9 protein-coding genes and 1 riboswitch are annotated in these 12591 nt (G+C 67.0%); of the genes, 2 read left to right on the forward strand and 7 right to left on the reverse strand.

What is annotated here, in order from left to right; genetic code table 11:
• Window positions 1-29: 29 nt before the first annotated feature.
• Entirely contained in the window at window positions 30-2075 is a 2046-nt protein-coding gene (locus tag EOD43_RS17370) for a TonB-dependent receptor (protein WP_127745286.1), read from the reverse strand.
• A 200-nt stretch (window positions 2076-2275) separates the two neighbouring features.
• On the opposite strand from EOD43_RS17370, the gene EOD43_RS17375 reads away from it, so the two are divergent.
• The gene (locus EOD43_RS17375; RefSeq protein WP_127745287.1) at window positions 2276-3310 is read left to right on the forward strand and encodes an endonuclease/exonuclease/phosphatase family protein; all 1035 of its coding nucleotides are present in this window, start codon (window positions 2276-2278) and stop codon (window positions 3308-3310) included.
• On the opposite strand, the gene EOD43_RS17380 is transcribed toward EOD43_RS17375, so the two are convergent.
• A complete protein-coding gene (locus EOD43_RS17380) occupies window positions 3307-4170 on the reverse strand; it encodes a class I SAM-dependent methyltransferase (RefSeq protein ID WP_127745288.1) in 864 nt (287 codons plus the stop codon). The genes EOD43_RS17375 and EOD43_RS17380 overlap by 4 nt on opposite strands.
• Window positions 4171-4313: 143 nt before the next feature.
• On the opposite strand from EOD43_RS17380, the gene EOD43_RS17385 reads away from it, so the two are divergent.
• Complete coding sequence (locus EOD43_RS17385) at window positions 4314-5600, forward strand: Hsp70 family protein (protein ID WP_127745289.1); 1287 nt, start codon at window positions 4314-4316, stop codon at window positions 5598-5600.
• Here the strand turns inward: EOD43_RS17385 and bluB are convergent.
• The 5 genes from bluB to EOD43_RS17410 form a co-directional block, all read right to left on the reverse strand.
• Complete coding sequence (bluB, locus tag EOD43_RS17390) at window positions 5597-6190, reverse strand: 5,6-dimethylbenzimidazole synthase (RefSeq protein ID WP_127745290.1); 594 nt, start codon at window positions 6188-6190, stop codon at window positions 5597-5599. The genes EOD43_RS17385 and bluB overlap by 4 nt on opposite strands.
• 20 nt (window positions 6191-6210) lie before the next feature.
• Entirely contained in the window at window positions 6211-6819 is a 609-nt protein-coding gene (gene cobO / locus EOD43_RS17395) for a cob(I)yrinic acid a,c-diamide adenosyltransferase (RefSeq protein ID WP_127745291.1), read from the reverse strand.
• Window positions 6820-6821: 2 nt separating this feature from the next.
• The gene (gene cobN / locus EOD43_RS17400; RefSeq protein ID WP_127745292.1) at window positions 6822-10622 is read right to left on the reverse strand and encodes a cobaltochelatase subunit CobN; all 3801 of its coding nucleotides are present in this window, start codon (window positions 10620-10622) and stop codon (window positions 6822-6824) included.
• Window positions 10622-11656, reverse strand: coding sequence for a cobalamin biosynthesis protein CobW (gene cobW, locus EOD43_RS17405; RefSeq protein ID WP_127745293.1), 1035 nt, complete (start codon window positions 11654-11656; stop codon window positions 10622-10624). Before cobW ends, cobN begins: the two co-directional genes overlap by 1 nt.
• Window positions 11657-11828: 172 nt before the next feature.
• Window positions 11829-12044, reverse strand: a riboswitch (cobalamin riboswitch).
• 6 nt (window positions 12045-12050) lie between these two features.
• Window positions 12051-12560: an acyl-CoA thioesterase gene (locus EOD43_RS17410; protein ID WP_240653297.1), complete on the reverse strand. Its 510-nt coding sequence runs from the start codon at window positions 12558-12560 to the stop codon at window positions 12051-12053.
• Window positions 12561-12591: the final 31 nt, after the last annotated feature.

Below are 12591 nucleotides of genomic sequence, written 5' to 3' on the forward strand. Positions count from 1 at the left end.
TTTTGACGCCAATTCGGAAAATCGGTCGATTATCCGAAACTGTGCTTGATCTTCAGCGTCGGCAATATGTGGCGGTTGCGCTGGCGGATCTCCAACTGGCCCGGATCGGGGTTGGTGCGATCGGGGAAGAAGAAGGTGCGCCGGCGATAGGATGGCGCCTGCGTGATGTTGTTCAGCGTCAGGTTCAGCGTGGTGCGCCCGGTCGGCCGATATTCCACGAAGACGCTGGTATCGGGATTGCGGCGCGAGAAACGGTCGCGTTCGTTGCGGCGGAACGTGGTCGAATGGGTGTTGCCCTCCGCATCCACGCCCCAGGCAAACTTGCCCAGATCCTGCCGGAAATTGATCTCGAAATAGAAGGCATCGAAATTGGAGAATGGCCTTTTCTCCAACGTATAGGGATCGACCACCGACGTTCCGACATAGGATCCGTAGAGCGTCAGCCGCCCGCCCTTGATCCCGAAGTTCTTGAGTGGCGCATCGACCTTCGCGCGCGCGATCCACTTGTCGCCATTGCCCAGATTGCCGGGCGCGTCGAATCCTTCGGGTGTCGGCACGCGATCCTGCACCTTCTGCACCTTGTCATGGCCCAGCTCGATCTTGATCAGGCCATCGCCCAGGATCGGCCGCTCGATCGTCGCCAGCACCTCCCACGCGCGCTGGGGCACCAGATTGGCGTTGCCGCCGTTGATCTGTTCGGCGGCCAGGGTCGCGCTGCTGATGAAATCTTCGAACTGAAGCTGCGCGACTGTGCGCGACACCGAAAGCTGCGCGTGCCATCCGCCGCGCGGGCGCCAGTCGATCGTTACCTTGGGCTTGGGGAAACGCAAAGTCCGTTCGGCCTGCGCATCGCCGCTCACCGTCAGGCGCGACGCTTCGTAGGTGAAGCCCAAATCGGCGCGCAGTGTCTTCGTGATCGGGCGTCCCGCATTGATGAACAATTCGCCGCGCTTCTCCTTCACCACCGCCTGATCGATCGGCAGGTCGATGCGGTTGCGCGTGCCGCCGGGCGTCACGTCGAACAGGCCGACATCGCTGTCCAGCTTGTTGAGCGCGGCCTCGCCCCCGATCTCGACCGACCAGCCGAGCAGGTTCGCACGGTTCCACGAAAGCCGCGCCAGCGTCTCCTCGCTCACATCGTCGGTCGTCTGCTGGTTGCCGCCCAGCGACGCGCCGTTCGCGCGCAGGAAGATGGTGTCGGCCAGATCGCGGTCGCGCCGTGTGGCGAGACCCACCAGCTTGATCCCGCCGCCCGCCAGCGGCCGCGTCACATCGCCGCCAATCTCGATCCGCCGCACGTCGAAACGCTGGGTCAGCGCGTCGTTGCGGGCCGGGCCGGTGGCGGGGAAAACGTTGTTGCGCTGATCGAGCTTGAAGTTCGCCTGCGCGATCCGTGCGTTCAGATGCGCGGTGCGGTTGGTACCGCCATCATAGGCCCAGCTGCCCGACAGCGCATAGGTCGGCTCGGTCTGCGTGTTCACCTTGTCGCGAAACTCGCGCAGCGTGCCGGCGGGCAGGGTGGTGATCCGGTCGAACCCCTCCTCGGTATAGACGCCGTTGGTCAGCTGCGCGGACAAGTTGAAGGTCGATTTGCCCCGTCGCAGCAGCCCGGCCAGGCTCGCCTCGGGCGTCAGCCGCCCACGAAAGTCGCGCCGGATCGTGCCCTCCGCCGTGCCCGCGATCCCGCCCGCATCGCTCAGCACCAGGTTCAGCACCTGCGCCTTGGCGGTATATTCGGATCCGAAGCGTTCGCCCGATCCCACCTCGACCCGCACGACGCGGTTGGCGGGGATGCGTGACAGGATCACCTCGATACTGTCCGATTTCGAGATCGGTCGCTGCCCGTTGATCACGACATTGCCCGCCGCCTGGCTGAAGCCGCGAATATCCTCGTCGACCTTCTCGATCACGAAGCCGGGCACGCGCCGTACGATCTCCAGCGCGTTGGCGGGGGAAAAGGGGGTAAAGAAGCTGGCCGGATAAGCATTCACCGCCGTCTGCGCGGCGGCGGGCGATGCGGCGGCCGTAATCGCGCCTAAAGCCAGGAAAAGCTGCGGCTTGAAACGACGCATCATGCGATCAACGATGTAATAAAAGGCATGATCGGGAAATAAAGTAAGCCCCGTTGGGGGCCAGAGCCGTTCGTCGACCTCTCATGCTGTTCATCGACTTGTGTCGGATGCGTTCAGCAACCGTTTTGACATGCGGATGACCGGGCGACTGAAACATTTTTCGCGCAAAAGCGCCGTGACTTCGATCGCGGCGGAGACGAACGATGAAGGCAGGCTTGCTGGCGGCGCTGGCGATGGTCGGCGCGATCTGGTCGTCACCGATCAGCCCCGGCGTGCAGCGGCTGGGCGAAAAGGCCATCGCGCCCGAACTCCACCATCGCGCCGATGAGATCAGCGTCCTCACCTACAATGTCGAGGCGCTGCCCTGGCCGATCAAGTCGGGCCGTGGCGAGGATCTCGCCCGCATCGCCGAACGGCTGCGCATGCTGCGGCAGGCGGGCGTCGCGCCGCATATCGTGGTGCTGCAGGAAGCCTTTACGGAGGATGCGCGCGCGATCGGGCGGCTGGCCGGCTATCGCTATCAGGCATTCGGTCCGGCGGCGGAAGCGTCGCGCACCGACATGCCGTTGCCGGCCGATTTCGTCGCGAAGCGCAGCTGGTATCTGGGCGAGCGCAGCGCGCCCGTCCTGTCGAGCGGCCTCGCCATCTTCTCCGACTTTCCGATCCTCGCCACCCGATCGGCCGCGTTCGCCGCCTGCGCGGGGCTCGATTGCGGCGCGAACAAGGGCGTGCTGGTCGCGACGGTCAAGGCGCCCGGCATGGCCGAACCGATCGAGATCGCGACCACCCATCTCAACTGCCGCAAAAGCTCGATGACGTCGCCGCAGCGCAACCTCACCGCCTATCGCGCGCAACTCGATGCTGTCGATCGGCTGATTGGCGGCACGAAACACGTCCGCCTGTTCGCGGGCGACTTCAACGTCCATTCTATCGGCCGGCTGGAGGCGCTTCAGGCGCATGGCCGCCGCTGGAACATGGCGCCTGCGACCGCGATGGGCGTGGTGCGCAAACCTGCGATGTTCTGCGGGCAGGGCAGGGGCGAATGCGGCCTCGATCTGCCGATCGCGTCGAACCTGCCGCTCGCCCACGCGACCGACTGGCAATTCTTCGCCGGGACCGACGCCACCGCCATCCGCCCCGTCCGCCGCCTGCCCCTGTTCGGGCGCGAGGCGGACGGAACGATGCTGTCCGATCATATAGGCTACAGCGTCGTCTATCGGGTTAGTGAGCGGAGTTAGTGTGCCCGGTTGCGCGCGGAGACGATCCAGCCCGCTCCGTCAATCAGCACCCGATTGTCGACCAGCTTGCGCGTGAAGGCGGCGTGGACGGCGGCGGCTGCCTTCACCACCACCAGATCGGGTTGCCCCGCCAGCGCGCGGCGCAGCGGCCCCACCGCAAAGGCGCGGTCGAGCGCGTCGTCGACCGCCGCGGCCCCGGTCGCGCCTTCGCCGAAGACGACGGGATGATCGACCGGCTCGATATCGATTCCGCCGAAACCCGCCTTAGCCAATATGTCGCGCACCCGATCGGGATCGCCGAAGGAGAACGGGCCGGGTGCTGCGGGCGATGGCTTGGCCGGGGGCGGCACGATCCCCTCGATCGCCTGCAGCGGCAACGTCGCCCAGTCATTCTCCGCCGCCCCGCGCCAGCAGGCGAAGACGATCCGTCCGCCGGGCTTCAACGTGGTGCGCAGATGGGTGAAGGCGGCGACCGGATCGTCGAAGAACATCACCCCGAAGCGCGAGAACAGGCAATCGAACCCCGCCACCGGCAGCGGCGCATTGCTCGCATCCGCAATCCGGAACTCGGCCTGCGACATCGTATCCCACACGCGTTCGCGCGCGCGGCGGATCAGCGGCTCGGATATGTCGATGCCCAGCGCGCGGCCGGTCGGCCCCGTCTCCCACGCGATCGCCAGCGTGCTTTCGCCGGCACCGCAACCGATATCGAGCACATGATCGCCGCACCGGATCGCCGCCTTGGCGAAGGCCGCCGCACCATAGGGTTCGAGCATCCGATCGAGCTGTTCCTGATAGGCGACCCAGCTTGCGCCGCTATCGCCGTTCCAGTCGATCACCTGCTGCGCGTTCGCGTTCATGCTCCGGTCTCCTATCAATCTGATGGGGTGTCAGTATATACTATTGCGAGTCATTATCAATAATAGATTGATCGGATGAGGACCGAAACTTGTCGCTCGCGGCACGCCATGCCATAGGCGCCCGCCCTGTTCAGGAGACCCAAGTGTCCGGCGTGCTCGGCCTCGATTTCGGCACCACCAACACCGTCGCGGCCTTGGCCGACGGCGCGGGCGGCGCGCATCTGATCGAGTTTGCGGGCGAGGAAGCGACCGGCGCGATCTTCCGATCGGCGATTTGTTTCTGGGAGGAGGAGCGCGGCTGGAACGGGATTGCGCATGAAGCGGGGCCGTGGGCGATCGCCGAATATCTCCAATCCCCGCTCGACAGCCGCTTCGTCCAGTCGTTCAAGACGGTCGCGGCCAGCGCCGCCTTCGAACGCGCCCTGATCTTCGGAAAGCCCTTCCGGTTCGAGGATATGGGCCGCCTGTTCCTGCAGAAGCTGGTGGCACATGCGGGCGGGCAGCTCGACAATCGGCCGCAGCGGATCATCATCGGCCGCCCGGTCGAATATGCCGGTGGCCGCCCCGATCCCGCGCTGGCGCGCCAACGCTACGACCTGATGTTCGACAATTTCGGGGTCGAGCTTCACTATGTCTATGAGCCGCTCGGCGCCGCTTACTCCTACGCCTCGCGCCTCACCGAGCCTGCGACGATCCTGGTCGCCGATTTCGGCGGCGGCACCACCGATTTCTCGATCGTGCGCGTGGCCGAACCGGGCGCCCCGCGCCGCTGCGTCCCGCTCGCCTCATCGGGCATCGGCATTGCGGGCGACCGCTTCGATCGCCGCATCGTCGAACATCTGGTGCTGCCGATGCTGGGCAAGGGCGGCTCCTACCGATCGTTCGGCAAGACGCTCGAAATCCCCGGCGGCTATTTCAACGATTTCGCCGATTGGTCGCGCCTCGCCTTGATGCGCAATCGCAAGACGATGGACGAACTGCGTCGGCTCCAGCGCGACGCGGTCGATCCCGAACCGATCGGCCGGATGATCGCGCTGATCGAACATGAACAGGGCTTCCCGCTCTATGACGCGGTCGGCCGCCTCAAGCGCGCGCTTTCCAGCGAGGAACACGCCCTGTTCCATTTTGCGGGCGACGACATCGAAATCGACGGCGACGTCCGCCGCACCGATTTCGAAGCCTGGATCGCCGACGATCTGCGCCGCATCGAGGCCGCGATGGAGGCGGGGCTGGAGCGCGCGGGCGTGTCGGCCAACGAAATCGACCGCGTGTTCCTGACCGGCGGCTCCTCGCTCATCCCCGCGATCCGCGCTCTGTTCGACCGGCGCTTCGGCAGCGATCGCATCGCAACCGGCGGCGAACTCACCTCAATCGCCCACGGCCTCGCGCTCATTGGCGGCGAGCCGGACCTCGCAGAGTGGACCGCCTAACGCTCACTGATATTCGCGCGCCAGTCGCCGCGGGCCTGCCAGCCGCGCCGTTCGAGTTCGGGCGTGTCGGACGGCGCGATCGGATAGCCGATGCATAGCAAAGCGACGAAGCGCCATTGCGCGGGCACGTCGAGCAGGTCGGTCACGAAAGCCGGATCGACGATCGAAACCCAGCCGAGCCCGATCCCCTCATTCTGCGCGGCGAGCCAGAGCGTGTGGATCGCCAGCACCGTCGAATAACGCAGCGCCTCGGGCATCGTCGCGCGGCCCAGGCCGTGGCCCTGCGGCGGCTCCTCGTCGCAGAAGACCGCGACGATCTCGGGCGCCTCGCGCAATCCGTGCAGCTTGAGCGAGGCGTAGAGCGCCGCCCGCTCGCTCTCGCCATAGGTCTCGCCTGCCGCCCGCGCCCGCTCATCGACATGCTCCGCCAGCGTCGCGCGCAACGCCTGCGTCTTCACCCGCACGAAGCGCCACGGCTGCGCATTGCCCACCGATGGCGCCAGTTGCGCAAGTTCGAACAGCCGATCGATCACCGCCGCGTCGATCGGTCGCGTGTCGAAGTGCCGAACGTCGCGCCGCCAGCTGAGCAGCGTCTCGAGATCGTCTCCGGTCAGAACTCGACCCCCGCCTGCGCCTTCACGCCCTGTTCGCGGAAGGGGTGCTTCACCAGGGTCATCTCGGTCACCAGGTCGGCGATCTCGATCACCGCGTCGGGCGCGTTGCGGCCGGTGACGATGACATGGGTCATCTCGGGCTTCGCCTTCAGCACCTCGATCACTTCGTCGACCGGCAGATAGTCGTAGCGCAGGACGATGTTCAGCTCGTCCGCCAGCACCATGTCATAGCTGGGGTCGAGGATCATGCGCTTCACCTCGTCCCACGCCTCGCGCGCCACCGCGATGTCGCGGGCGCGGTCCTGCGTGTCCCAGGTGAAGCCTTCGCCCATCGGCTTGAACTCGATCTGGTTCGGGAAGGCATCGAACACCGCCTTTTCGCCCGTCGCCATCGCGCCCTTCACGAACTGGACGACGCCCACCTTCTTGCCATGTCCGATCGCGCGCACGACCATGCCGAGAGCGGCGGTGGTCTTGCCCTTGCCCTTGCCGGTGTGGACGATCAGCAGGCCCTTTTCGATCGTCTTGGCCGCGACCATCTTGTCATGCGCGGCCTGCAGCTTCTGCATCTTCGCCTTGTGCTGTTCCTCGGTCCGCTCGGCCATCGTCACTCTCCTGCAATCTCGGCGAGCAGCATGCCCGCGCTGTTCGATTTCGGCTTCCATAGCCCGCGCTGCAGCGCCTCGGCGAGCCGGGCCGCCGTCTCGCGCAACGCCGCCGGGTTGGCGTCCGCCATGAAGGCGCGCACGGCCTCATCCTCGATGAAGGCGGCGTGGACCGCGTCGAAATGATGATCGCGCACCGCATGCGTGGTCGCGGCGAAGGCGAACAGATAGTCGACCGACGCCGCAATCTCGAACGCGCCCTTATAGCCGTGGCGCATCACCCCCGCGATCCACTTGGGATTGGTCACGCGCGCGCGCACCACCCGGCCGATCTCGTCCTCCAGCGTGCGGACGACCGGGCGTTCGGGGCGGCTGTGATCGTTGTGATAAGCGCGCGGGCGCTTGCCCGAGAGATGCTCTACGGCCGAGGCGATGCCGCCTTCGAACTGGTAATAATCGTCGCTGTCGAGCAGGTCGTGCTCGCGATTGTCCTGGTTTTGGACCACGGCGTCAGCGGAGGCGAGCCGCTGCGTGAACAGCTCGCGCTCGGCATCGCCCTCCACGCCCGCGCCATAGGCATAGCTGCCCCAGTCGAGATAGACGTTCGCCAGGTCGGCGCGGTCGTGCCACAATTTCTCGTCGATCATCGCCTGCAGCCCCGCGCCATAAGCGCCGGGCTTGGAGCCGAACACGCGGAAGCCCGCGCGCAGTGCCGCCGCCTTCGCCTCCGCGCCCTGATCGATCAGCCGCGCCGTCTCTGCCCGATGGCGCGCGGCGGCGGGATTGTCCTCGATCGGTTCGTCGAGCGCCATCACCGCGCGCGCCGCGCTGTCGAGCAGGTCGATCTGCTCGGGGAAGGCATCGCGGAAGAAGCCCGATACGCGGAAGGTCACGTCGACGCGCGGGCGGCGCAGCTCGGCGACTTTCATCACCTCGAACCCCGTGACGCGGCCCGACGTCCAGTCCCACGTCGGCCGCACCCCCATCAGCGCCAGCGCCTGCGCGATATCGTCCCCTCCGGTCCGCATGTTCGCGGTGCCCCACGCGCTCAGCGCCATCGCCTTGGGCCAATCCCCCTCGCGCTGGAAATAATCGTCGACCAGCAACTGTGCGGAACGCTGCCCCAGATCCCACGCGGTCGCGGTCGGGACGGAGCGCGTGTCGACCGAGTAGAAATTGCGCCCGGTCGGCAGCACATCGGGCCGCCCGCGCGTCGGCGCGCCGGACGGGCCGGGGGTGACGAAACGCCCGTCGAGGCCCGCGAGCAAGGCGGCCTGCTCGGCGTTGCCACAGGCGTCAACGCGCGGAGCGAGGTCATCGCGGATCGACGCGATAACGGATGACGTCCTCTCCCCCACATCGTCACCCCGGACTTGATCCGGGGTCCCGCTAACTTTGTCCGCGTCAGAGAAGAAGCGGGACCCCGGATCAAGTCCGGGGTGACGAAGGGAGGAGACGAGGGCAGTTGCCAGCAATTCGAGGCGTTCGATCGTGTCGCCGGTCGTCCGCCACGGATCGCTCGCCACCGCCGCCAGCACGTCAGGCCGCGGCCCGCGCCAGGCCTCCCCCATCACGCAATCGAGCGGATCGAAGTCCAGCCCCAGATCGTCCGCCATCGCGCGCAGCAGCGAAGCCTGCCCCGGCGCATCATGCCCGCGCGGCGTGCGGGACAAGGCGATCAGGAGGTCGGTGCGCAGTCGTTCGGTGGGCGACCTCGTGAAGATGTGCAGCCCATCGCGGATCTGCATTTCCTTCAGCTCACACAGATAATTGTCGATCGCCGACAGTGCATCCTCGCCATCGCCGCTCGCGCCTGCATCGGTATCCAGACCCTGCGACCGTGCCAGATCGAGGATTTCGCCCTTCAGGTGGTTCAACCGGCGCGGGTCCATCCCCGCCGCCAGATAATATTCGTCGACCAGCGCCTCGAGCGCCTTCAACGGCCCATAGCTTTCGGCGCGGGTGAGGGGCGGGGTCAGATGGTCGATGATCGCCGCGCCGATCCGCCGCTTCGCCTGCGTGCCTTCGCCCGGATCGTTGACGATGAAGGGATAAAGCTGCGGCACCGGCCCTGCGCACACTTCGGGAAAGCAGGTCTCGGACAAAGCCAGCGCCTTGCCCGGCAGCCATTCCAGATTGCCATGCTTGCCGACATGGACGACGGCGTGCGCGCCGAAATGCCGGTTCATCCAGATGTGGAACGCCAGATAGGCATGCGGCGGGACGAGCGCGGGATCGTGATAGCTCGTCTTGGGATCGATATTATAGCCACGCGCCGGCTGCACCGCGACCGCGACATTGCCGAAGCGATGCACCGCCAGATGGAAGGCGCCGTCGCGCACGAACGGATCGGCCGCCGCATCGCCCCAGCGTTCGTCCACCGCCGCGCGCACCTCGGCCGGCATCGCATCAAAACCGGCGCGATAGTCGGCCAGCGACAGCCGCACCTCGGCCGGCCGATCGCGCGAGTCCGCCGCATTGGTCACGCCCGCCAGCATGATCGCCATCAGCGCCGCGCCATCGGTCGGCGCGTTGCCGACATCGTATCCCGCATCGCCCAGCGCCTTCAGGATCGCGGCGGCGCTGGCGGGCGTGTCGAGGCCCACGCCATTGCCGATCCGCCCGTCGCGATTGGGATAGTTGGCCAGCACCAGCGCGACGTTGCGATCGGCCTTCGCCGTCACCCGCAGCCGCGCCCAGTGCGCCGCGAGATCGGCGACGAAGGCGACGCGATCGGGCGCGACCTTGGGCACCACGATCCCGCATTCGGTCGCCGCGTCGAAGCGTTCGGCCGCCTTGAACGCCACCGCGCGGGTGAAGAGGCGCCCGTCGACCTCGGGCAGCGCGACGTTCATCGCCAGATCGCGCGGACCCAGGCCACGCGGGCTGTCGCGCCAGTCGCCCTCGATCGCGCCCGCGAACACGGTCTGCAGGATTGGGCAGTCGGCCTGCTCCAGCACGCTCGCGATCCGGCTTTCGCCCGGAGACGAGGCGGCGAACGACGTAGCGTTCAGGATCACGTCGGGCGCGACTTCGCCGATCACCCCGCGCAGCAGATCGATCGCGAACGGCTCGCGCAGCGCGCGGACATGGACCGCGACGACGTTCAGCCCTTGCCCCTCCAGCGCCGCCACCAGCGCATCGACCGCGTCGAGCGTCCCCGCGATCATCAGCGCGCGATAGAAGCAGAGCAAAGCGGTCGGCCGCCCCGGCATCCAGCGCGCCCGCACGTCGGCGATCGTCGGCCGATCGACCCCGCGCACATAGAGGCCCGCATCGGCGATCGGCACCGGATCGTCGGGCGTGCCGATGTCGCGACCGATCAATTGCGCGGCGTGGCGCAGGAAATTGGCGGCGTTGGCGACGCCCCCCTGCCGCAGATAATCGCGCAGCCGTTCGACCATATCGGGCGCGACGGTGCAGGCGAGATCGAGCGTCGGATCGCCCTCGCGCCCGTCGGCGATTGCGGCAAAGGCGATCCCCTCCTCCCGCGCCACCCGCGCAATCTCGTCGATCCCGTAGGGCCAGTACGCCTTGCCGCCGAGCAGGACGACGCACACGAATTTGGCGCGCGCGATCACCTTTTCGACATAGAGGTCGACCGAATAGGGATGCTTCAACTGGAGCAGGTTGGCGAGGCGCACGCGCGGCGCGCCATCGCCCAAGGTCGCCACCGCCTGCGCGAAGCAGGCGAGTTCGCTGTCCGCCACCGTCAGGAACACGATGTCGCCTGGCGACTGATCGAGGTCGATCGCCTCGTCGCCGTTCGATACCGTCCCCGGAGTGGCGGCCAGCAGATGCATCAGGCGATCGCGGCGCCCAATTCGGCCTCGATCGCGGCGCGGTCCAGCCCCTTCTGGCCGATCACGACCAGGCTGGTCTTGCGCGCCTCGTCGCCCTTCCACGCGCGATCGTAGAAATGCTGGATGCGCGGGCCGACCGCCTGGATGATCAGGCGGCTGGGCTTGCCCGCCACCGCGACCATCCCCTTGATGCGCAGCACGTCGTGCTTGGCGATCACGTCGGCCATTGTCCCGAGCAGGGCGTCGAGATCGGTCACCTCGCCGCCGGTCTGCACGAAGCTGTCGAAGTCGTCATGGTCATGCTCCTCGCCATCGTCGATGTGCGATTTGCGCGAATCCAGATCGTCCTCGGCCGCCGCGGTGATGCCCAGAAGGGCGGCGATGTCGACCGCGCCATGATCGGCACGCACGATCTTCACGCCGGGGCGCGTCTCGGCCCCGACCTGCTGCTCGACACCCGCCAGCGCATCGGCCGAAACCAGATCGGTCTTGTTGAGCACGACCATGTCGGCGCAGGCGAGCTGTTCCTCGAACAACTCCTCCAGCGGGCTGTCATGGTCCAGCGTCGGATCGGCCGCGCGCGCCGCCGCCAGCGCAGCCTCGTCGGTCGCGAAGCGCCCCGCCGCCACCGCATCGGCATCGATCAGCGCGACCACGCCGTCCACGGTCGCCCGCGTGCGGATGTCGGGCCATTGGAACGCCTTCACCAGCGGCTTGGGCAGGGCGAGGCCCGACGTCTCGATGATGATATGTTCGGGCGGATTCGGCCGATCGAGCAGCTTCATCATCGTCGGCAGGAAATCGTCGGCCACGGTGCAGCAGATGCAGCCGTTCGCCAGTTCGACGATATCGTCCTCGGGGCATGCCTCGTCATTGCAGCCCTTCACCAGTTCGCCGTCGACGCCGACATCGCCGAACTCGTTGATGACGAGCGCGAGGCGGCGGCCCTTGGCGTTCTGCAGCAGGTGGCGGATCAGGGTGGTCTTGCCCGCCCCCAGGAATCCGGTGATGACGGTGGCTGGAATCTTACTCATCTTGTCGATCCTTCCGGCGTCGGACGACAAGGCGGGGGGCTAGGCCTTTCGGCACGACGCGCCTGTCGGCCGGACGCCTGAAGCGACCGACACGCACGTCCCACGCGGCCCCCGCCGCTTGCACGTCGCTCAGCCGGACAAGCCGTGCCGTGGCCATCCCCTGGGCCAGGGCAAGAGCGACCAGACGCCGGCAGGTCTCCTGGCTCGCGGGTCGTCACCCGATGCACGCCTTCCCAGACCTGTCGGTCCAGTGGCTGCCGGTCGGGAAGGACCGGCCTGTGCATCGCGCTCGCCGCTTACAGTTGCAGGGACAGCCGCGGATTGGGATGCCAGGCATCCGCACCGCATTCCCATTCAATCCCCTTGCGGGGAACCGACGCGATCGAACGCGGCTTTAGGAAGGATCGCCCGCCCCCGCAAGCGGCAGGAAGGGCGTGACGACATCGGCGCCGATCCGCGCCAGCCGCCCCGTCTCGCGATCGAGCATCCCCCATTGCGATGTCGTCGATACCAACAGCTTGCCCGTCGCATCGGTAAAGCGCGCCATGCGGGTGCAGCGCAGCCCCTGCGGCAGGCCGTCGATCCAGGTTTCGACAATGATCTCGGCGCCCACGCCCACATTGGCGCGATAGTCGATCTCATGCTTCAGCACGATGCCGACCAGCCGGTCGCGATCCTCGTCGCGCGCGGCGGCATACCAGTGGGCGGCCGCGATATCCTGCAGCCACAGCAGCCACACCGCATTGTTCACATGGCCCATCTCGTCGATATGCTGCGGCTCGACGCGGAAGGTCGCGCGGAAGCGTCGGTCGGGCGCGATTCCCCCTGCGATCGGCGTCCCGTCGGGCCGGAACCCCAGTCGGCGAGTTGAAAAATCCCAATCCATCGTCAAAGACCCTGTCATGCGGCCATTCAACGCCGCGAAAGGTCCGATC

This window comes from Sphingomonas crocodyli (genome assembly GCF_004005865.1).
In the GTDB taxonomy this organism is placed as follows: Bacteria; Pseudomonadota; Alphaproteobacteria; order Sphingomonadales; family Sphingomonadaceae; genus Rhizorhabdus; species Rhizorhabdus crocodyli.

Excerpts from the sequence above, each read along its gene's own strand:
- EOD43_RS17370 (WP_127745286.1), bottom strand. The coding sequence starts at position 2,075 with ATGATGCGTCGTTTCAAGCCGCAGCTTTTCCTGGCTTTAGGCGCGATT.
- EOD43_RS17375 (WP_127745287.1), top strand. The coding sequence starts at position 2,276 with ATGAAGGCAGGCTTGCTGGCGGCGCTGGCGATGGTCGGCGCGATCTGG.
- EOD43_RS17380 (WP_127745288.1), bottom strand. The coding sequence starts at position 4,170 with ATGAACGCGAACGCGCAGCAGGTGATCGACTGGAACGGCGATAGCGGC.
- cobO (WP_127745291.1), bottom strand. The coding sequence starts at position 6,819 with ATGGCCGAGCGGACCGAGGAACAGCACAAGGCGAAGATGCAGAAGCTG.
- cobN (WP_127745292.1), bottom strand. The coding sequence starts at position 10,622 with ATGCATCTGCTGGCCGCCACTCCGGGGACGGTATCGAACGGCGACGAG.
- cobW (WP_127745293.1), bottom strand. The coding sequence starts at position 11,656 with ATGAGTAAGATTCCAGCCACCGTCATCACCGGATTCCTGGGGGCGGGC.
- EOD43_RS17410 (WP_240653297.1), bottom strand. The coding sequence starts at position 12,560 with ATGACAGGGTCTTTGACGATGGATTGGGATTTTTCAACTCGCCGACTG.